Genomic DNA, 22,732 nt, shown 5'->3' with positions numbered 1-22,732 from the left:
TATTACTATATGAAAAATCACATTATTGGTCGAGTTGTTGAATTTCATAAGCAGCATTACATAGTAGAGTCAGATAATTCTTTATATAAGTGTTATATGAAAGGCAAAAAAAACTATGCAACTATAGGTGACTGGGTAGAAGTAAGCAAAGAATCATATGATAAAAATTGTATAGTAAATATATTAGAGAGAAAAAATATTTTTTATCGTTCTGAGAAAAATAAAATCAAAAAATTAGCAGCAAATATAGATCATGTAATTATTATAGCTGCCACTAAACCAGAGTTTTCTACAGAAACCATAGCTAACATAATATTAGAATCATTTAGATCGAAAATAGATGTAACAATAATTTTGAATAAAGATGATTTAAAAGAAGACCTACCAAGAAGTATTGAAAAAATTAATGCTATAAAACCAGACGAAATAAATATAATTACACTAAGTGCAAAATACTTAAATAATCAAGACATTAATAATAAACTAATTCATGTTCTAAGTAATAGGACTACTTTATTAGTTGGGCAAAGTGGCATGGGAAAGTCTACTATCATAAATAAATTAGTGCCATCTGCGAATGCCGCTACAAATGAATATTCTAAACACCTAGGAACAGGAAAACATACTACAAGTTACACAAAAATATACAAACTAAATATTGAAAATAGCTTCATTATAGACTCTCCTGGAATTCAAGAATTCTCAATTGGACATATTAAGCTAAACGAAATTGATAAAGGATTTCCAGAATTTAAAAATTTCATCCATACGTGTCAATTTTATAATTGCACACATTGTCACGAACCATTTTGTGGGATAATACAAGCAGTAAAAGACAATAGAATAAAAAAACAAGATATTCTTTATATAAAAAAATTATTAAAGAATATCAAGAAAACAAAAACTGTAATAATACTATTTTTTCTTAAAGACTAGTTTTTCTTTAATTCGAGCTGAACGTCCAAATCTAGATCTAAGATAATATAATTTAGCTCTTCGAACACTACCCAATCTTTTTATCTCTATAGCTTCTATTTGAGGAGAATAAAATTGAAAAGTTCTTTCAACAGCTTCGCCTGAAGAAACTTTCCTAACAATAAATGAAGAATTAAGACCTTTGCTTCTTTTAGCTATTACAACGCCTTCATATATTTGAACCCTTTTACGTGTACCTTCTACTACGTTTACACTAACAGAAACTGTATCTCCTGGAGAAAAATCAAAGTTTTTTTTAGGACTGCTTAAACGAGAAATTTCTTCTTTTTCTAAAATGCCAATTAAATTCATAAATACTCCGAAATCATCATTCATTCTATTTTTATAAAATATATTTTTAGCCTAGAACTAGAGGATGATATTGTTAAATAATAAAGAATTATAATTTACTTTATTCAATAAATCCAGTGCCATTATAGTAATTTTATTAACTTTGGAACAATATCAAAAAGATTTCCCACTATTCCATAGTCAGAAAATTGAAAAATAGGTGCATCTCTATCATTATTTATTGATACAATAACACCCGCATTACAAATACCAGCAATATGTTGTGCCGCACCTGATATACCTATAGCAAAGTATAATTTTGGTGAAATGCTTTTGCCAGTTTGACCTATTTGCAAATCATTAGAAGTATAACCAGCATCAACAGCAGCACGAGATGCCCCAACAGCAGCTCCTAATTTATCAGCTAAACCACATATCAAATTATCAAAATTTTCTTTGCTGCCTAGTGCACGACCCCCAGCTACTACAATATTCGCTTTCAATAAATCAGGACGATTTGTGAGATTTATTTTATCATCTACTAAAATAGATAAACCAAGATTATCTATTGGAGAAACATGCTCTACTAAAACAGTAGAATTCTTTTTATAAGAATTTTTATTAGCAAAAAATGATGTGTTTATAGTAAGAATTTTCGTATTTTCATTACAAGAAACAGTTTCTATAAACTTACCTGTGTATATAAAACGCTCGAAAATATCCTTAGAAATAATATCAGTAACTTCAGATATTGGGGCAATATCTAAGATACCTGCTAACCTTGGAGCAATGCTTTTTGCAAAAGAAGAATTAGAAAAAATAACACAAGAATAATCACTAGCTAATTTAGAAATTTGTAAAGCATGATTCTCTGCTAGAAAATCTCCAAAATAAAATGCATCAACTACCAATATCTTCGTTATATAATTAGATATATTAGTAGCTTCTTTTATAACCCTTTCTAAATTATACCCAATTATCAATATATGTATCTCTTCTTTTAATCCTAATCTTGAAGCAGCTTCTAGAAGATTTATAGTGGAACTATCAAGAGAATAATTATTATGATCAGGAACTATTAATATCATATTAATTCATTCTTAAGTTTATCTAAAAAAATATTTATTTCGTTGAAAAATACAGTTTTTTTATCTTTTTTCGCTTCTTTCATATTTAATCTAATTATTCTTGGTTTGATGTCATTTAAGATTTCTTCTGAATTGATTAATTCAATCTTTTTCTTTTTTGATTTAATTAAATTTTGTAAAGAAATATATCTAGGTTGGTTAAGATTAAGATCTGCTGTAATAACAGTTGGTAATTTTACAGAAACTAATTTTGACCCAAAATCAACCTCCATATTTACTAAAAATCTATTATCTATAAAATCTATACAGCTAGCAAATGTTGCCTGAGACCAATTTAATAATCCAGCTAATATTTGCCCAGTTTGGCAATAATCATTATCTATAGACTGCTTACCTAAAAATACAATTTGAGGTTTTTCTTCTTGAACCAATTTTTTTATAATTTTAGCGACAGCTAATGGTTGTAAATCAATATCAGAATAAACAAAAAATGCCCTATCAGCTCCCATTGCTAATGCATTTTGCAAAACAGATTTACAATCAATACCACAAGAAACAACAATAATTTCAGAAACAATACCTTTTTCTTTTAATTGAATTGCTGTCTCCAAAGCAATTTCATCAAAAGGATTCGCAGAAATTTTTACATTGTCTGTTTTAACACCTAGATTATCATCTCTAATTTGAACTGTAACATTATGATCTATAACACTTTTTATAGCTACTAAAACCTTCATTAATAGAATCCCAAACTATTTTAATTATATATTAGCCAAAGCACGAATATGCAAAACCACACTTCTACTTAAAGATGATAAATTATATCCACCTTCCAATATACTAACTATACGTCCATTTGCATATTGTTCAGATAACTCAACAATAATATTAGTTATCCAAGCATAATCATATTCTGTTAAACAAATTTGACTCATATCATCTTCTTTATGAGCATCAAAACCAGCAGAAATTAATATCACTTCAGGTTTATGTTTATGTATAGCTGGAACCCAATGATTATTAACAATATCTCTAATTCTACTGCTTTTTGCATAAGCATTTACTGGCAAATTACACATATTATTTTTTTTTAAAGAATGTTTTCCTAAATAAGGATAAAATGGATGTTGAAAAAAACTACACATCAAAACACGATCATCATCATAGAATATTTCTTCAGTACCATTACCATGATGAGCATCAAAATCCACAATTGCTAATCTACTTACCTTGTACTTATCAAAAGCATATTTAGCTGCTATTGCAACATTATTAAAAAAACAAGAACCCATAGCATTGTCATGATTTGCATGATGACCAGGAGGCCTTATCGCACAAAAAGCGTTTTTTACACTATTACTAAATATAGCATCTATAGCAAACATACCAGAACCAGCAGCATATAATGCAGATTCAAATGTATAAGAATTCATTATGGTATCGTTATCTATATAATAATATTCACCATCAGTTGGAATGTTTTTATATAGATAATCTAAATAAATAGGAGAATGAACTCTTAATATATCTTTTTTTAATGCTTTAAAAGAATAACCTTGTTTTACAAAAGACATTAAACCACTTGCTAGCATTTGATCAGATATAGCATATATTCTCTCTGGAGAATCTGGATGAAAACAACCCATTTCATGCTTTAAACTACTAGGATGAGTCACATACATAGTCTTCATAAAAAGCCTATAGTTAGAAATCAAAATTCTAGACAAATTGTATTATATGATGAAATCGATAAAAATATTTAGAACTATCATTGATAAATTTTTACCGGTTTAAGTAAAAATAAAACATGCAAATAATTTATATATCAAAAAATAAAAACATAGAATTATTTAAAATATTCTATGTTTTTATTTAAAACTTTATTTTATACAGAATTATATTATTTTGATAACTTAATTCTATCTTTCAATTCTTTTCCAGCTTTGAAAATTGGTACTTTTCTTTCTTTCAATAAAACAAGACTTCCAGATTTTGGATTACGAGCAATTCTAGAATGTCTTGTTACAATTGAAAAACTTCCAAATCCACGCACTTCTATTCTTTTGCCTAACTTCATAGCATCTTCTAGCGAAGAAAGAATTGTTTTAACCAGATGTTCAACATCCTTTAACGACAAATCAGGATATTTAGATACTAAGTTATCAATTAAATCTAATCTAGTCACATTAACTAACCATCATTACGCTGTTGATCTAATTTTTCCTTTAGCAAAGCTCCAAGATTTGTTGTTCCTGAAGAAGCACTAGCATCAGACATGCGTTGTATTGTGTCTACTGTTTCTACAACATCACGCGCCTTAACTGATAATTGAATTGATCTAGCCTTCTTGTCTATATTTAAAATCATAGCATCAACATTATTACCTGCTTTGAGAATACTAGTTGCATCCTCAACTTTACCAGAAGATATTTCTGATGATCTTAAATAAGCATCAACTTCTGGAGCAAGTGTAACTATAGCCCCTTTAGGCTCTACTGATTTTATAATACCTGAAACAACCGAACCTTTATCATGAGAAGCAACAAAATCTTGGAAAGGATCATTCACTAACTGTTTTACCCCTAAAGAAATTCTTTCTTTAGATGTATCTATTCCTAAGACAACAGCTTCAATTTCATCACCTTTTTTCAGAGCTCTAACTATCTCTTCACCACTATCAGTCCAAGATAAATCTGATAAATGAACCAACCCATCAATTCCTCCAGGAAGTCCAACAAATATACCAAAATCAGTAATTGATTTAATTGCTCCTTTAACCTTATCACCTTTTTTAAAGTTAACAGCAAATTCTTCCCATGGATTAACACGACATTGCTTCATTCCTAAAGAAATACGACGACGCTCCTCATCTATTTCAAGAACCATTATTTCGACTTCATCACCTAAAGTTACTACTTTTCGTGGATCAACATTCTTATTAGTCCAATCCATCTCTGACACGTGAACTAAACCTTCAATACCAGATTCAACTTCAACAAATGCACCATAATCGGTTAAATTTGTAACCTTACCAAATAATCTGGTGCCTTGTGGATAACGTCGAGATAAATCAACCCAAGGATCCTCTCCTAGTTGTTTAACACCAAGAGAAACTCTGTTTTTTTCTTGATCAAATTTTAAAACTTTAGCTTCTATTTCTTGACAAACTTGTAACACTTCAGATGGATGTCTAACACGACGCCAAGCCATGTCTGTTATATGTAACAATCCATCAACACCACCTAAATCTATAAAGGCTCCATAATCTGTGATATTTTTCACTACTCCTTTTACCACAGCTCCTTCGTATAAGTTCTCTAACAATTTTTGACGTTCTTCCCCTACACTTGCTTCAAGAACTTGTCTTCTAGATAAAACTACATTATTCCTTTTTCTATCAAGTTTGATAACCTTAAACTCCATAGTTTTACCTTCATATGGAGTAGTATCTTTTACAGGACGTAGATCTACTAATGAACCTGGAAGGAAAGCGCGAATACCATTAGTCATTACAGTAAGACCACCTTTAACCTTACCTGTAATTGTTCCAGTAATTAATTCTCCACTTTCTAGAGCTTGTTCTAATTTCAGCCATGCTGACAACCTTTTTGCCCTATCTCGAGATAAAATAGTATCACCATAACCATTTTCTAAAGAATCAATAGCTACTGATACAAAATCTCCTGTATTTACTTCTATATTGCCTTGATCATCTAAAAATTCTTCTAAAGGTATTAAGGCTTCTGATTTAAGTCCAGCATTCACAACAACAAAGTTATGATCTATTCTTACAACTTCAGCGCTAATTACTTCACCAGACTTCATGTCTTGTTTTTTTAAACTTTCTGCAAATAATTCAGCAAAACTCTCTCCGCTACTAGCGTTTGATGAAAATAATGACATAGGAGTATTAAACCATTCGGTACAAAGACCATAAAAATACACACCAAATAATTGGTGGAGTTAAAAAAACTACTAATATTTTATTAATCCTCAAAAATATTAGTAGTGCCTATTCTTCCATAAATCTAATATTACGCTTACTGTTTCATCATTTGTAAGATAAGAAGAATCCAATATATGAGCATCATAAGCAGGTATTAAAGGTGATACTACACGTTGAGTATCTCTTAAATCCCTATCTATTATAGCACTTCTAAGGTTGCTAATGTTAACAGAGACTTTACTAGTTATCAACTGTTTATAACGTCTTTCCACTCTTATATCAATATTTGCAGTTAAAAAAATTTTTAAACTGGCAAAAGGAAAAACTACTGTGCCCATATCTCTACCATCAGCTATCAAACCAGGCTCTTGAATACAGCTACGCTGTATATTTAACAAAGAATCACGAATAATTCTATTCTCTGAAATAATAGAAGCCAATTTACCAACATCTTCATTCCTAATTTTCTCAGTAATATCTAAACTATTAACATGTATATTATTACTATGAAAAGAAAATTTTAATGTTTTTAATAAACTTAAAATTGCATTAATATCAGTATATGAAATACTATTTTGAATAATAAAAAAAGCTAAAGATCTATATATGGCACCAGAATCTAAAATTGACCAACCTAATATTTTTGCTAAAGAAAAAGCTACCGTCCCTTTACCAGAAGCGGTGGGGCCATCAATTGCAATAATTGGGATATTGTTCTTTATGTTCACAGGCAGACAAATATTAGCACTTTATATCTTTTGTATTAACATTTTGTTATACACATCAAAATATTCTGGAAATGTCTTATTAACGCAAGAAGGATCCATAATCCTTACATTGGTTTTGCCAAATGCAGTCAAAGAAAAACACATGGCCATTCTATGATCATCCCATGTATCTATAGATACATGGGATGGCCAATTATCTATATCAATTGGATCAATAGATAACCAGTCATCACCAGACTCTACCTTAACACCAAACTTACTTAACTCAACTTGCATAGCATTTATTCTATCTGTTTCTTTCACACGCCAACTGCCTATATTGCGTAAAAAACATTTTCCATCAGCATATAGCGCTAATACAGCAGCAGTCATAGCAGCATCAGGTATCATATTAAAATCAACATCAAAAGATTTTAATTTCTCCCCATTACATACCAAAATACCACTGGATTCAATAGAATTTTCCGAAAATTTAATATTGGCTCCTATAGATGTTAAAAACTTCGTAAACTCTATATCACCTTGAATACTATTATTTCCTACACCATTAATAATAATAGGTCCTCCAGCAATAGCTCCTAAAGCTAGAAAATAAGATGCAGCAGAAGCATCACCTTCAACAGATATTTTGCCAGGAGTAGTATAAAAATCTTCATGATTTATAAAAAAACTATCATTTGATATTCTATTAACAACAACCCCAAATTTTTCCATCAAATTTAAAGTAATATCTATATATGGTTTTGAAATTAATTCTCCATCTAAATTAATAGTAAGATTAGTTTTATTTTTATTTGTAAACACAGGAGCTGCTAATAATAAAGCAGTTAAAAATTGACTAGATACAGAGCCTTTTATAGAAACACTATCTGTATTAGATTTTATAAAAGGACTAACTATCAAAGGTGGGTATCCTTCCTTATCATAATATTTAATATTGCATCCCAATTGCCTCAATGCATTCACTAAATCTCTAATCGGACGCTCATGCATTCTTGGAACACCATGCAGCTTATAATATCCATCCATAAAAGAGAGAACAGCAAGCAATGGACGTAATGCAGTACCAGCATTACCTAAAAATAAATCAAAACTTCCATTATTCAAGCTGCCATTGCTTATTAATTCAATATTATTTATATCTTTATCTACAATGATAATGCCTAATTTAGATAGAGCATCTATCATAACTTTGGTATCATCAGAACTTAATAAACCATTAATTTCTGTTACTCCGTTAGACAAAGCCGATAATAATAATACTCTATTAGAAATGCTTTTTGAACCTGGCAGAATAAAACCACCCTCAGCTTTACAATATTTACCTAAATCCAAATAAGCCATTTTTTGATCCATACATTTATTCCTTAAACCAGTTACGGCGAGCAATAGAGGCTTTTTCTAAAATTGAATACAACAATTTCCTATCTTTTGTATCTAACGCTTTTCTAGCCATTAAAATTAAAGAAAGTACTTTCTCCAACTCTATCTCTATAAATTTCTTATTAGAAAAAAATATATCACACCACATATCTGGAGAACTAGCAGATATTCTACTGAAATCTCTAAACCCAGAACCAGCTAATGATAATCTTCTATCGCAATTTTCAGAAGATGCTACCTGAGACATATACATATAAGATAGAAAATGAGGCAAATGACTAACAGAAGCAAAGATACTATCATGTTCTTCTGGGCTCATATACATTACATTTGCACCGCAACACAACCAAAAATTACTTATAATATCTAGATCTATTTTTCTATTTTCTATCAAGGGAGTAATAACAACATTCTGCTGATTAAAAAGTTCTGCAGTTGCAGCGTCTGGACCTGTTTTCTCTATTCCTGCTATAGGATGGCCTGGAATAAATTGACAGACACAATCATCTAAAACATCATAAGCTGCATTAATTGTATCCATTTTTGTACTGCCTACATCTGTTATTATTGCATCTGGTAACAAATTAGGTTTTATTTTCAATAACAAATCTCTTACATGACCAACTGGAGTAGCTAACATTATAAAATTTGCTCTTGAAACAGCAAATTCTAAACTACCATGGTCATCTATGATTTTTAGTTCTTTAGCGCGTATCAAAGATTCCTGGTTATTATCCACACCAATGATACGACCATTATAACCGGATCTCCTCAGAGCCAAAGCAAAAGAAGAACCTATTAAGCCAACACCAATAATAGATAAAATTGATACATCACAATTTTTAAATAAAACATCATTTTTATTATTCATACCTTGTTAATAATATCCTTTAGTGTATTTAAAAACAATGTATTCTCTAATTTCTTACCAATAGTCACTCTAAGCCACTCTGATAAACCATAATTATCAACTGGACGAACAATAATTCCTCTTTTTAATAATTCAAAATTTATATTTTTAGCATTCCCCACTTTAACTAATACAAAATTTCCAAAACTAGGAATATACTCCAGATTTAAAGAATCAAATGATTCATACAAATGATGTTTTTCTTCCTTATTTAGTACACAACTTTTATATAAAAAGTCTTGATCTTCTAAAGCTGCAATAGCTGCTAATTGAGCTAATGAATTTACATTAAATGGTTGTCTTACTCTGTTTATAAAATCAGCTATATCAGGATGAGAAACTGAAAAGCCGACACGCAACCCAGCAAGTCCATAAGCTTTTGAAAAAGTTCTTACTACTATTAAATTTGGATATTTTTGTATTAAAGAAAAACTATCAAATCTATCAATTTCATCTAAATATTCAGTGTAAGCTTCATCTAAAACTACTAAAACTTTGCTGCTATATTTTTTATATACACTATCTAAAAAATCAATGATGTCATTCTTAGGTATAAAAGTACCAGTTGGATTATTTGGATTGGCAATAAAAATCAATCTAGTATCATCACTTATTGCATCATAAAATTTTTTTAAATCATGCTTATAGTCAATAGATGGTATTTGTATATGCCTAGAGCCTCTTGCTTGAGTAGCTATTTTGTAAACAGCAAATGAATATTCAGAATATATTGCAGAAGATCTGTTATCTAAAAAAGCCAGAGATATTAACTCTAGTATATCATTCGAACCATTACCCAGAACAATATTTTCTATTGGAATAGAATATTTTTTGGATAAAGCATATTTTAAATCAAAACCATTAGCATCTGGATATCTAGATATAGTCCTGAAAGACTGAGTTATTATATTTAATACACTATCAGAAACACCAAGAGGATTCTCATTAGAAGCAAGTTTAACAATACATTTTGGATCTATATTAAACTCTCTCGCTAATTCCTCTATTGGTTTTCCTGCCTGATAAGGATTAATTTTTTTTATATAATCTGGCAAAAAAAATCTATTTTCAATAACCATAATTTACTCACTGTGCTGGATAAGAACCTAATATCTTAAAAAATGCTACTTGCGATTTTATCAAACGTAAAGCATTAAAAACATTTTCATCATTCTGGTGACCTTCTATATCTATATAGAAATAATATTCCCACTGCCCAGTACGAGCAGGTCTAGATTCAAAGCGAGTCATAGAAACATGATTAGTAGCAAATGGCTTTATCATTTCATAAACAGCACAAGATCGATTTGGAACAGCCAAAATCAAACTTGTTTTATCTTTACCGCTAGGCATTGATTCTGAATTGCCTATAGCAACAAAACGAGTCCGATTATTAATATCATCCTGTATCTTAGAATAAACTGCCTTCAAACCCCAAGAGTCTGCTGCTATCATCCCAGCTATAGCAGCAGAATTATGATTAGATGAAGCATAACGAGCTGCTTCAGAATTGCTAGAAGCAGGAACCCTTTCTATATTAGGAAAATTTTTATTTAACCAATTTTGACATTGAGCTAATGCTTGAGGGTGTGCCATTATTTTATTAACACCATCCATTGTTCCATTCTTAGTAAGCAAACAATGCTCTATTATTAATGAACGCTCTCCTAATATTTTCACATTAGTATTAAGAAAAAGATCTAAACTCCTATTAACAGCCCCTTCAAGAGAATTCTCAATAGGAACAATGCCAATATCAGCCTTACCATTCTCTACTGAATAAAAAACTTCATCAAAAGAAGCACACGACAATCTATCCATAGAATGTCCTAAATGCTCAAATGCTGCTTGCTCAGAAAATGATCCTGATGGCCCTAGATAAGCAACTTTTGTACGACGTTCTAAATCACGGCAAGCAGACATAATCTCTTTCCAAACATAATAGATAGCATCTTTTTGAAAAGGACCTCTATTTTTATTTTGCAAAGCATCTATAATCTGAGCCTCTCTATCTGGCTTAAAAACTGCTGAATTAAACTTTGTATTATTTTTAATATCACCTACTTTAATAACTACTTCAGCACGTTTATTTAATAATTCCAAGATTTGCTGATCAATATCATCTATTAAATTACGCAAAGGCAGCAAACTTGATTGTAACAATACTTCATCATCCATAATGACACTCGAAATCTCTCATATATTTAATCAAAGATAAAACACCGGACATCGACATAGCGTTATAGATAGAAGCTCTTAATCCACCTACAGTTCTATGTCCATTTAAATTTATTAGACCTAATTTTTTAGCCTCTGATAAGAAAACATTAGTCAAAACATTATCTTTTATCATAAAAGGAATATTTACTCTTGACCTTACACTTCTTTCTACTTCATTCTGATAAAAGTCAGTAGAGTCTAGATAATCATAAAAAACTGAAGATTTCACCCTGTTCTCTTCAGCCACAATAGATAAGCCGCCTTTTGTCTTTAACCATTTAAACATTAGACCAGCTACATAAATTGGAAATATTGGCGGAGTGCTGTACAAAGAATTTGCTTTAAAAATATTAGTATAATTGAAAGATGAGGGGCATGATGGCAAAAATTTTTCTAATAAATCCTTTCTAATTATAACAACAGTAAGACCTGCAACACCAATATTTTTTTGAGCGCAAGAGAATACTAGTCCAGTTCTTTCTATAGCTAATGGCCTTGTCAAAAAATTAGAGGATGCATCCACAACTAGTACAGAATCAACAGACATATCTGATAAAATAGGCCAGTCAATAAACTCAATGCCATCAATGGTTTCATTACTACATAAATGAATATAAGAAGATTCTTTACTTAATTTCCAATTTTCTAAAAGAGGCATCCATCTACGAGTCTTATATTTAAGATTATTATGATTTAAAATAGAATTATTATCTGCAGCTATACGTACATTTCCATATTTTTTTGCTTCAAGATAAGATGTATAAGACCAATGACCTGAAACTATAAAATCAGCATTTCTGCTGTAACATCTAGCCATAAGGTTCATGGGAACAAAAGCATTAGCCCCATGACCTCCAGCATGCGTAAAAATAATTGCATAATCATTACTTAAATTCAATAAACCACGCAAGTCGTATTCTGCTTCATAACAAATATTAGCAAAATAATCACTTCTATGACTCATCTCTAATATAGAAAAGCCAGTATCATTCCAATTAATTACATCATGCGAAATCTGTTCTAATACACTTTTAGGCAAAGCAGCGGGACCAGATGAAAAATTCCAAATTTGATCCATTCTCAGATGAACTCCTAACTATTTATGATCAAAAAAATACAAAAATTAATTAAGATAACTACTCTATTACTTTTATATGATCAATAACAACTTCATCATCAGACTCAACAACTTTTCTAACTTTTGATAAATAACTGCCTTTAGCAATATTTATCAAGGTAACACCTTGTGTAATTCTACCCATATTCCTAATTTCAGCAATTCTAGTTCTAACTAAAACACCCGCAGTAGTAATTAACATTATTTCATCATTTGGGTTTACTAAAACAGCACCAATAACCTTACCATTACGTTTGCTATTCTGTATTGCAATCATACCTTTTGTACTTCTATTATGCACAGTGTACTGCTTAATGGAAGTTCTTTTTCCAAAGCCATTTTCTGTAGCTATCAAAACACTCTTATCTTCATTGTTAGATACTAATAAAGATACTACCTGTTGGTTCTTTCCTAAGATCATACCACGTACACCACGAGCACTTCTTCCCATAGAACGAACATCTTTTTCATTAAACCTTACAGCTTTTCCAGAGTCTGAGAAAAGCATCACATCATAATCACCATTTGTCAGTTCTGCTCCAATCAAATAATCTCCATCATTTAAACCTACAGCTATAATGCCATTTTTTCTTGGATTAGAGAAATCAGATAACGGTGTTTTTTTCACAGTACCTTTAGCTGTTGCCATAAAAACATATAGATCTTCACTAAAATCTTTTACTGGCAAAATAACTGTAATTTTTTCATTACTAGATAATGGAAATAAATTAATTACTGGTTTTCCTTTCGATCCTCTACTGCCCTGAGGAGTTTCCCAAACTTTTATCCAATAAACTCTTCCTAAATCAGAGAAGAATAATAAATATTCATGAGAATTTGCTATAAACAAATGCTCAATCCAATCATCATCTTTAATAGAAGTTGCTTGTTTGCCATGACCCCCTCTCTTTTGAGCATGATACTCAGATAAAGGCTGACTTTTTAAATACCCATTGTATGATAAAGTAACAACCATATCATTTGGCACAATTAAATCTTCTGTAACTAATTCAGTCGTATTAGCTTCTATATAAGATTTTCTTGGATCTTTTATCTCACTAGAGAACTCATCTTTTATTAAAATCAACTCTTCCTTAATGATATCGGTTACTCTTTCATGATTAGATAAAATATCTAGTAAATCAGATATTATTGACATTGTTTCTTTATATTCATCAAAAACTTTATCTTGTTCTAAACCAGTCAATCGTTGTAAACGCATATTTAATATTTCTTGCGCCTGCCATTCACTTAACCTATATAAATTACCTTCTACTATTCCAAAATTATCACCAACAACCGCTGGTTTATAATTTTCTTTAGAAACTCCATTAGTTTCAAACTTGCTAATCATTGACCCAACTAAATCAGATGGCCAATCCTTATTCATCAAATTTTGACGAGCAATTAAAGGACTGGCTGCAGTTTTAATTATTAATATAAACTCATCTATATTAGCTAAAGCTACTGCCAATCCTTCCAATATATGAGCACGATTCTTAGCCTTATTTAACCTAAAAACAGTCCTTCTGGTAACTACTTCTCGACGATGCTCTAGAAAATAACTAATAATTTGCTTAAGATTTAATAATTTAGGCTGACCATGTACTAGCGCAACCAAATTCATACCGAGAGTATCTTGCAATTGTGTATTCTTATACAAATTATTTAAAATAATTTCAGGAGACTCTCCTCTTTTAAGTTCTATAACTAAACGCATACCATCTTTATCTGACTCATCTCTTATATCAGATATACCTTCAATTCTTTTAGAATTTACTAATTCAGCAATTCTCTCCTGAAGAGTTTTCTTATTAACTTGATATGGTATTTCATCAACGATAATCGCAGATTTATGTTCTCTACCATATTCTTCAAAATGAGTCTTAGCCCTCATTAAAACCTTACCACGACCTGTTCTATATCCATCTCTAACACCAGAAAGACCATATATTATCCCTCCAGTTGGAAAATCAGGAGCAGGGATAAAATCAATCAATTCATCTATAGAACAATCTGGATTATCTAGGCAAAATAAACATCCTGAAATAACTTCTCTAAGATTATGTGGTGGAATATTAGTAGCCATACCAACAGCAATACCTGAACCTCCATTGATTAATAAGTTAGGTAATTTAGTAGGCAACACCAACGGTTCTTTTTCACTACCATCATAATTAAGACCAAAATCAACTGTCTCACTATCAATATCTGCTAATAATTCATGGGAAATTTTTGCTAACCTTATTTCTGTATAACGCATAGCAGCAGCACTATCGCCATCAACAGATCCAAAGTTGCCCTGACCATCTACAAGCACATATCTCATAGAAAAATCTTGTGCCATTCTTACAATGGTATCGTATACAGATTGGTCTCCATGTGGATGATATTTACCAATAACATCACCAACAATACGAGCTGATTTCTTATAAGCACGATTCCAATCATTGTTAAGTTCGTGCATTGCAAAAAGAACTCTTCTATGAACAGGCTTTAATCCATCGCGAACATCAGGCAAAGCTCGGCCAACAATGACACTCATAGCATAGTCTAAATAACTACGACGCATCTCTTCTTCCAAGGATATTGGAAGCATTTCCATAGCAAAAGAATTCATATTTACGATCACACTATTTAAAAAATCTCTAATTCATACAACAAAAGAACATAGTTTCTACTATAGGATAATATGTTCTACCATTTAATTTAAGATAAAAAACAAAATATTACTTGCTATAAATTATCTATATTTAAGTAATAAACAATTCAAGATACTGTCCATCTAAAACAACATTACACTTATTATTTTATAAATAATTAGATTAACATATCAAATCATCTTATGATTGTCTAAAAGATTATTATATTAACATTTAATTTACATTAAATATCAATTAATGCTGTAAAATTAAGACTATGACACGTGTGTCTTATCCTTTCAATTATAAAAGAGGAGAAATATGAATAAATCACTTAAAACGGCTTTAATCATTGCCTGTACTACTATTGCCACTTCTGGCGGTGCTGTTGCTAATGAAAAGAATTATTGGACTGATTCATTTGGCAATCCACTTAAAAATGGAACTAATGAACTGCATTGGAATAATAGCATTAACAGTAATAATCTAAAAAAGAAACTTATTGATGCTAATTCATCAAAAAAAATTAGTTTACATAAAAATACTTTTTTTGATTTTGATAGCTATATTTTAAAGTCAGAAAGCATTCGCCTTCTTGATGATGTTATAAAAGACTTAAAAAATATTGATATAGATAAAATTATTATTTCTGGTTTTACAGATGCTAAAGGTAATGCTAATTACAACAAGAGACTTTCCGAAAATCGCGCAGAATCAGTTAGAAATTATCTAATCCATAATGGAATAAAATCTACTTTTATATCTACAAAAGCTAACGGTTCAAGCGATCCTATAGCCGATAACAATAATGAAGAAGGAAGAGCAAAAAATAGACGAGCAGAAATTAAGGTATTTAGCAAAAAATAACATCTAATAAAATACTAGTAATGTATTGTATTATTTAATACATTACTAGTAGAATAAGAACAGTATTATAATACTCAAAATAAATATCATAATAAACTTATATATATAAAATAATTCTTTGAATTATGTGCTATGATTTAATTGCTTATTATTAATTTTTTACATTATCCTCTATAGAGGGGCCGATAAGGTTTCGACATTAGTTGGAAAATAGATTACAGCATGTCGAGCACCAGTAAGCTCGGTAATCCACTGGAAAAAAATATAAACGCCAACGATACGCGTTTCAAGCTAGCAGCTTAGTTCTCTAGCCGCTGCACTAATCTTTCCTTGGGTTAGGTAATGGGGTTTTTTCTTAATTGAAACTACTTTGTTGCTGCAGTGTCATTTACAAGGAATCAGTTTATAATACTTTCACATATTTTAAACTTAATTTTAGTGAATCGTCTAACAATGGCCTGTCAGTTGGCATGTTTTTAGATTAAAAAAAATAAACTGACTACACATGTAGAAGTGACTATGGAAAGCTGATGGACGGGGGTTCGATTCCCCCCGGCTCCACCATAGCTTATTTAACTATTCAAACCATCTCATAGAATCTATAACTTTAGTCATATCTTCTGGTATACGACAATTAAATTTGCAAGAAATACCTTTAATATTAGTAAAATTTAAGAATCTTGAATGCAACATATGTCTATTTCCTTCAATTATATAGTTGCTATTATAAATAGAATCTCCAAGAATAGGATTCCCAATACTAGATAAATGCACCCTAATTTGATGAGTTCTACCTGTTTCTAATTTGCATGCCACTTGTGTAATGTTATGCCCATTTGTGGTAATACCTTTTACAATAGGTTTAAAGTGAGTAATTGCTTCTTTAGGAGCTATAATATTTTTTACACCCATTTTGATAGGATTGTTAGCATCTCTACCAATAGGTTTATTTATAGTGCTAGATGTAGATATATGACCATGTACTATTGCTAAATATTCCCTAGAAATATTCCTTAACTGTAATTGTCGTACAAAATATAATTGAGATTCTATTGTACGTGCAACAACCATCACTCCAGATGTGTTCTTATCTAGTCTATGAACAATACCAGCCCGTGGCACATAAAATAACTCAGGATATTTATATAACAATCCATTTAATAGAGTTCCTTTCCAGTTTCCAGAACCAGGATGTGTTACTAATCCTGCTGGTTTATTTATAACAATCCAATCAGAACTTTCATCAATAACCTCAAAAATAATATTTTCTGGACTAAATGACAAAGATTCTAATGTTGGCTGTACCCAAACAGTGATAAGATCACCAGGTTGAACATTATGGCGTATTTTTACTAACTTACCATTTACTAAAACATGATTATTTTTAATCCATTGTTTAATACGCTCTCTAGAATAATCTGGCATCAAATATGATAAAATTTTATCTAACCTATCACTAATACCTTCAGGAACAGTTATATTTTTTGGAAAAGATTCATTAAAACAATTAGAATTATATTTATTAAACATAGCAATAGATCGTATAATACAAAGAAGCAAATTTTAACTTAACAAACAACACATATTACATGCCTTATATATTTTTAAAAAAACTAAATCGTTTGATTATATATACCATTTTATTATTAAATATAATTATCTCAGTTGATGTATACGCATACAATAATGCAACTTGCATAAATAATAATATATATTTGGAAGATGAATTTAATAGAGAGTTATATCTTCAAACAATTAGAGAAATAGAAAATAAACATTGGATAAAATCAAAAGAACTAATCCATAAAATTATAGTAATAAGACCATTTGGAGAAATTTATAAACAATCATTAATAAATTTGATATATGTAAAATGGCAGAATGGTGAAATAGAAGAAGCTTTAACCGACATAGAACAATTCCAGAAAAAATATCCTGGAGCTAACAATATGGATTATATACTTTATATGAAAGGATTAATCAATTTTTCTCCTAAAGAATCATTTATTTCTTTTTTTAATAAAGATATTTTTCTAGAAAAAGATGTCAAAAAAATGCAGAACGCCTATAAAATCTATGATGAATTAATACAAAATTTTCCAAATAGTAAATATATTGAAGAAGCAAAAAAATTACTCAACTTCACTAAAAATTCTATAGCAAAAAATGAATTGAATATCGCAGAGTATTATTTTAATAAAGAAGCTTATTTAGCATCAATTAATCGCGCTAATAATATCATAGAGAACTTCAAAGAATCTCCTTATAGTTGTAAAGCAAAACAAATATTAGAAAAATCTTATAAAGAATTAAATATGAATATTAATATATGCACAAATAAGTAATTTTATATTTATTCAATAACTCGCTTCAATTCTTGAATGTCACAATCTAAATCATAACTATCTAGTATAGGTGAATACTCAAACTCATTCATTTTTTCACTCTTAATCTTTTGTAAAAAGATTTTAATATCTTTTATTAAAGAACCTACATTGCTAGCATTAGAAAAAGAACCTCTTGACTTTAAAATATCTTTACCAGATGAAGAGATTAAACGAAATTTAAAATATCCTTTATCATCACGATAACAAAGAAAGCGAGGATCTTTATTTTCATTGTTATCAAAATTAGAATTTTTATTATTGATAAATTGTTTTTTACTACTACAAATATCTATATTTAAACTACGTAATCCAACTATATCACGTATATCTTTAATAACTCTCTTGGAAAAACAACGTGCTTTTTGAGATCCTGCTTGAAGTATATTTTCAATTAAATCTGGTTGCGAGATCAATTTATTATATCTTTCACGCATAGGCAATAATTCACTCTCTATTTTCTCATATAAAATATTCTTTGCCTCACCCCAAGACATACCAGCATTCAAACTTGATTTGTAAAGCGTTGACTCTTCTTCTGTAGCAAACGCCCTAAAAAGAATATATAAATGAGAATCTTCTGCATTCTTAGGATCACCAGATTTACTTGAATCAGTTACTATACGCATAATAGAGGAACGTAGATTTTTAGTTCCACCCTCGAATAAAGGTATAGTATTATTATAACTTTTAGACATCTTACGACCATCTAAGCCAGGCAAAGTAGCAACATTATCGACTACAAATGCCTCAGGTAAGACAAAAAAATTAACATTATATAAATGATTAAATTTTTGAGCTATATCTCTAGCCATTTCTAAATGTTGTATTTGATCTTTCCCTACTGGAACCTTATTTGCTTTAAACATCAAAATATCAGCAGCCATCAAAACAGGATAAGAAAATAACCCCATACTAACACCATCATCAGCATCTAAGCCTTTTGACACATTTTGACTGACTAACGCCTTATAAGCATGCGCCCTATTCATTAAACCTTTAGCTGTACTACATGTAAGTATCCAACATAATTCTAATATTTCAGAAATATCAGATTGTCTATAAAAAACAACCCTATCAACATCCAACCCAGCTGCTAACCAAGTGGCTGCTATTTCCAATCTAGAACGATATAACCTTGTTGGATTCCAACATTTTATTAATGCATGATAATCTGCTAGAAAAAAAAATGACTCTGCATCTGAATGAAGACTAGCCTGTATAGCTGGACGAATAGCACCAGCATAATTACCGAGATGAGGAGTACCAGAAGTAGTAATACCAGTAACAATACAGGTTTTCATGAAATATATAATATAAAATTAAAACAAATACTTAAAAATAGCAAAAATAAAAACCATAATATGATTTAATTAATTCAAAATCATATTATGGAGAACATCAATACTAATAATTTAGAGAACGCTTATCAACCGCTAAAGCAGCTTCCTTCATTGACTCAGAAAGAGTTGGATGTGCATGACAAATACGAGCTATATCTTCTGCTGCTCCTTTAAACTCCATAATTGTTACAGCTTCTGAAATTAACTCAGAAGCCATTGGACCTATAATATGAACACCTAAAACTTCGTCAGTTACAGCATCAGCTATTATTTTTACAAAACCAGTTGTATCTCCTAATGCTCTTGCTCTACCATTAGCTAAAAAAGGAAAACTACCAGCTTTATATTGACGACCTTCCTGTTTTAATTGTTGCTCATTTTTTCCAACCCAAGCAATTTCCGGAGAAGTATATATAACAGAAGGAATAGTATTAAAATTCACGTGTCCATGCTGTCCAACTATACGTTCTGCGACAGCAACACCTTCCTCTTCGGCTTTATGTGCTAACATAGGCCCTCTTACAACATCACCTACAGCCCAAACATTTGACAAATTAGTTTTACAATTATCATCAACAACTATAAAACCACGTTCGTCTATATTCAAACCAACAGCGGAAGCGTTTAATCCATCAGTACGAGGAACACGTCCTATAGAAATAATAATTTTATCTACTAATAAATCTTTTACTGAAGCATCTTTATCTTTATATTTGATAGATACAGATTTACCAATATTTTTAACCTCAATAATATCAACACCAACTTTAATATTAAGACCTTGTTTTGTTAATACCTTTAAAGCTTCTTTTGAAATTTGAGAGTCAGCAGCCATTAAAAAATCAGGCATAGCTTCTAGTATAGTAACATCAGAGCCAAGTCTACGCCACACACTACCCATTTCAAGACCTATAACACCAGCTCCTATAACTCCTAATGTTTTAGGAACATTTTCAATATTTAATGCACCATCATTAGATAAAACAGTTTTTTCATCAAATTTCAAACCAGGATACTCTCTGGCAGATGAACCAGTAGCAACTATCACATTCTTTGCTAATAATTCCTCATTCAATGAAGATACTTTTATTGTTATATAATCTTTATTTTTTTCTACAAAAGAAGCAAGACCATGAAAAAAAGAAACTTTATTTTTTTTAAAAAGATATAAAATTCCCTCATTATTTTGCTTAACCACTGAATTTTTGCGAGAAATAAGCTTTTTTAGATTAAGTGATACATTAGAAACTACTATACCATGCTCATCAAAATGATGATTTGCAAGATCAAAATGTTCTGAAGATTGTAATAAAGCTTTAGATGGAATACAACCAACATTAGTACATGTCCCACCTGGAGCTGGAGAACCATCCACATTTTTCCATTCATCTATACAGGCCACATTTAATCCAAGCTGAGAAGCACGAATAGCTGCTATATATCCACCTGGACCGGCACCTATCACTACAAGATCAAATTGTTTTGACATATTTTTACACATAAAGAAATTCATAAACTCTAGATATTATTTTTATAAAAATAATATCTAGATCATAAATAAGAGTATTAAAGTAATATACTGAACACTCTTATTTTAAAAATAAAAATTTTACAAATCCAATAAAAGACTTTGTGGATCTTCTAATGCATCTTTAATTGCTACTAAACCCAATACAGCTTCACGACCATCAATAATCCTATGATCGTAAGATAATGCTAGATAATTCATAGGACGAATAACTACTTGACCATTTTCAACAACAGCACGTTCTTTAGTAGCATGGATTCCAAGAATAGCAGATTGTGGAGGGTTAATTATTGGAGTAGACAACATTGACCCAAAGACTCCGCCATTTGATATGGAAAATGTTCCACCTGTCATTTCTTCTATACTTAATTTACCATCTGCTGCTCTTTTACCAAAATCAGCAATAGATTTCTCTATGTCTGATATAGATAACTGATCTGCATTTCTAAGTATTGGGACAACAAGTCCTCTTGGACTACCAACAGCAATACCAATATCAAAATAACCATGATATATAATATCTTTGCCATCAATAGAAGCATTAATTAATGGAAATTTCTTAAGTGCAGCAACAGCAGCCTTCACAAAGAAAGACATAAAACCAAGCTTCACACCATGTTCTTTTTCAAACTTATCTTTATATTTACGTCTTATGTCAATAACAGACTGCATATTAACTTCATTAAAAGTAGTTAATATCGCATTTTCTTGTTGAGATTGTATTAATCTTTCAGCAATCCTTGATCTCAAACGACTCATAGGAACACGCTGTTCTGGCCTTCCATCAATAGAAAATGTTTTTGGCTGTGTATTATCTACTGCATGTTTAACAGCATCAGATGAAGACTTTGCAGACAAAACATCAGATTTTGTTACTCTACCATCCCTTCCTGAACCAGATATTGATGATACATCTAATCCTTTCTCAGATAAGATTTTTGAAGCTGCAGGTGAAGCGACATTTTTCATATCCTTAACATTATGATTGGAAGTTTGATTTGACGTTTCACTAGGATTCGAAACATTTTTAGAAACATCTACAGAAGTTGCTTTGGCAGCAGTATCTATTTTTGCAATTAACTCACCAGAAATAACAGTACTACTGTCACCTCTAACTATTTCTATTAGCACGCCAGAAGATGGGGCTGGAACTTCTAAAACAACCTTATCAGTTTCAATTTCAATTAAAATCTCATCTGACTCTACAAAAGAACCTACGCTCTTTTTCCAAGACATCATAGTAGCTTCTGAAATAGACTCAGATAACTGAGGAACAACAACATCAATAATAGCCATAATGGTAAATCCTG

The 22,732-nt window shown here is 30.5% G+C and carries 20 protein-coding genes and 1 other RNA gene; 4 read left to right on the top strand and 17 right to left on the bottom strand.

Annotated elements, in window-relative coordinates; all coding sequences use genetic code 11:
• Positions 1-9 precede the first annotated feature (9 nt).
• The gene (rsgA, locus tag CKCE_RS00985) at positions 10-936 is read left to right on the top strand and encodes a ribosome small subunit-dependent GTPase A (RefSeq protein WP_015238455.1); all 927 of its coding nucleotides are present in this window, start codon (positions 10-12) and stop codon (positions 934-936) included.
• Here the strand turns inward: rsgA and rplS are convergent.
• The 13 genes from rplS to gyrA form a co-directional block, all read right to left on the bottom strand.
• Positions 916-1,287: a 50S ribosomal protein L19 gene (gene rplS / locus CKCE_RS00980; protein WP_041572026.1), complete on the bottom strand. Its 372-nt coding sequence runs from the start codon at positions 1,285-1,287 to the stop codon at positions 916-918. The two genes, rsgA and rplS, sit on opposite strands and share 21 nt — an antisense overlap.
• Before the next feature lie 122 nt (positions 1,288-1,409).
• Entirely contained in the window at positions 1,410-2,354 is a 945-nt protein-coding gene (locus tag CKCE_RS00975; RefSeq protein ID WP_015238453.1) for an electron transfer flavoprotein subunit alpha/FixB family protein, read from the bottom strand.
• Positions 2,351-3,091: an electron transfer flavoprotein subunit beta/FixA family protein gene (locus CKCE_RS00970; protein WP_015238452.1), complete on the bottom strand. Its 741-nt coding sequence runs from the start codon at positions 3,089-3,091 to the stop codon at positions 2,351-2,353. The genes CKCE_RS00975 and CKCE_RS00970 overlap by 4 nt, the downstream gene beginning before the upstream one ends.
• 24 nt (positions 3,092-3,115) lie before the next feature.
• Entirely contained in the window at positions 3,116-4,045 is a 930-nt protein-coding gene (locus CKCE_RS00965; RefSeq protein ID WP_015238451.1) for a histone deacetylase family protein, read from the bottom strand.
• A 209-nt stretch (positions 4,046-4,254) separates the two neighbouring features.
• Positions 4,255-4,539 (bottom strand): HU family DNA-binding protein, encoded by a 285-nt coding sequence (locus tag CKCE_RS00960; protein WP_015238450.1) that lies wholly within the window; start codon positions 4,537-4,539, stop codon positions 4,255-4,257.
• A 5-nt stretch (positions 4,540-4,544) separates the two neighbouring features.
• Positions 4,545-6,257, bottom strand: coding sequence for a 30S ribosomal protein S1 (rpsA, locus tag CKCE_RS00955; protein ID WP_015238449.1), 1,713 nt, complete (start codon positions 6,255-6,257; stop codon positions 4,545-4,547).
• A gap of 99 nt (positions 6,258-6,356) precedes the next feature.
• Positions 6,357-7,028 carry a (d)CMP kinase gene (gene cmk / locus CKCE_RS00950; RefSeq protein WP_015238448.1) on the bottom strand — a complete coding sequence of 224 codons (672 nt, stop codon included), beginning with the start codon at positions 7,026-7,028 and terminating at the stop codon, positions 6,357-6,359.
• Between the two features lie 21 nt (positions 7,029-7,049).
• Entirely contained in the window at positions 7,050-8,384 is a 1,335-nt protein-coding gene (gene aroA, locus CKCE_RS00945; RefSeq protein ID WP_015238447.1) for a 3-phosphoshikimate 1-carboxyvinyltransferase, read from the bottom strand.
• Positions 8,385-8,388: 4 nt separating this feature from the next.
• A complete protein-coding gene (locus tag CKCE_RS00940; RefSeq protein ID WP_015238446.1) occupies positions 8,389-9,282 on the bottom strand; it encodes a prephenate dehydrogenase in 894 nt (297 codons plus the stop codon).
• Positions 9,279-10,400: a histidinol-phosphate transaminase gene (gene hisC / locus CKCE_RS00935; RefSeq protein WP_015238445.1), complete on the bottom strand. Its 1,122-nt coding sequence runs from the start codon at positions 10,398-10,400 to the stop codon at positions 9,279-9,281. The genes CKCE_RS00940 and hisC overlap by 4 nt, the downstream gene beginning before the upstream one ends.
• A gap of 7 nt (positions 10,401-10,407) precedes the next feature.
• The gene (gene pheA / locus CKCE_RS00930) at positions 10,408-11,499 is read right to left on the bottom strand and encodes a prephenate dehydratase (protein ID WP_015238444.1); all 1,092 of its coding nucleotides are present in this window, start codon (positions 11,497-11,499) and stop codon (positions 10,408-10,410) included.
• Positions 11,492-12,619 carry a 3-phosphoserine/phosphohydroxythreonine transaminase gene (gene serC, locus CKCE_RS00925; protein ID WP_015238443.1) on the bottom strand — a complete coding sequence of 376 codons (1,128 nt, stop codon included), beginning with the start codon at positions 12,617-12,619 and terminating at the stop codon, positions 11,492-11,494. The genes pheA and serC overlap by 8 nt, the downstream gene beginning before the upstream one ends.
• A gap of 58 nt (positions 12,620-12,677) precedes the next feature.
• Positions 12,678-15,278 (bottom strand): DNA gyrase subunit A, encoded by a 2,601-nt coding sequence (gene gyrA / locus CKCE_RS00920; protein ID WP_015238442.1) that lies wholly within the window; start codon positions 15,276-15,278, stop codon positions 12,678-12,680.
• Between the two features lie 343 nt (positions 15,279-15,621).
• Here gyrA and CKCE_RS00915 point away from each other — a divergent pair, with 343 nt between their 5' ends.
• Together CKCE_RS00915 and ssrA are read left to right on the top strand one after the other, a co-directional pair.
• Positions 15,622-16,167, top strand: a complete 546-nt coding sequence (locus tag CKCE_RS00915; protein WP_015238441.1) for an OmpA family protein — start codon at positions 15,622-15,624, stop codon at positions 16,165-16,167.
• Between the two features lie 178 nt (positions 16,168-16,345).
• Positions 16,346-16,731: a transfer-messenger RNA gene (gene ssrA / locus CKCE_RS03930) on the top strand.
• Positions 16,732-16,743: 12 nt separating this feature from the next.
• Here the strand turns inward: ssrA and CKCE_RS00910 are convergent.
• Positions 16,744-17,697 carry an RluA family pseudouridine synthase gene (locus tag CKCE_RS00910; protein ID WP_015238440.1) on the bottom strand — a complete coding sequence of 318 codons (954 nt, stop codon included), beginning with the start codon at positions 17,695-17,697 and terminating at the stop codon, positions 16,744-16,746.
• 59 nt (positions 17,698-17,756) lie between these two features.
• Between CKCE_RS00910 and bamD the strand changes: the two genes are divergently transcribed.
• A complete protein-coding gene (gene bamD, locus CKCE_RS00905) occupies positions 17,757-18,512 on the top strand; it encodes an outer membrane protein assembly factor BamD (protein WP_015238439.1) in 756 nt (251 codons plus the stop codon).
• A gap of 8 nt (positions 18,513-18,520) precedes the next feature.
• Here bamD and CKCE_RS00900 read toward each other — a convergent pair whose 3' ends face one another.
• From CKCE_RS00900 to odhB, 3 genes are all read right to left on the bottom strand, one after another.
• The gene (locus CKCE_RS00900; protein WP_015238438.1) at positions 18,521-19,855 is read right to left on the bottom strand and encodes a tryptophan--tRNA ligase; all 1,335 of its coding nucleotides are present in this window, start codon (positions 19,853-19,855) and stop codon (positions 18,521-18,523) included.
• Between the two features lie 103 nt (positions 19,856-19,958).
• Positions 19,959-21,383, bottom strand: a complete 1,425-nt coding sequence (lpdA, locus tag CKCE_RS00895) for a dihydrolipoyl dehydrogenase (protein ID WP_015238437.1) — start codon at positions 21,381-21,383, stop codon at positions 19,959-19,961.
• A gap of 120 nt (positions 21,384-21,503) precedes the next feature.
• On the bottom strand, positions 21,504-22,718 hold the full coding sequence (gene odhB / locus CKCE_RS00890; RefSeq protein ID WP_015238436.1) for a 2-oxoglutarate dehydrogenase complex dihydrolipoyllysine-residue succinyltransferase: 1,215 nt from the start codon (positions 22,716-22,718) through the stop codon (positions 21,504-21,506).
• Positions 22,719-22,732: the final 14 nt, after the last annotated feature.

This window comes from Candidatus Kinetoplastibacterium crithidii (ex Angomonas deanei ATCC 30255), from assembly GCF_000319225.1.
GTDB classification, from domain to species: Bacteria; Pseudomonadota; Gammaproteobacteria; order Burkholderiales; family Burkholderiaceae_B; genus Kinetoplastidibacterium; species Kinetoplastidibacterium crithidii_B.
Note: the sequence above shows the minus strand (reverse complement) of the source record. Positions and strands in the feature narration are given on the sequence as shown.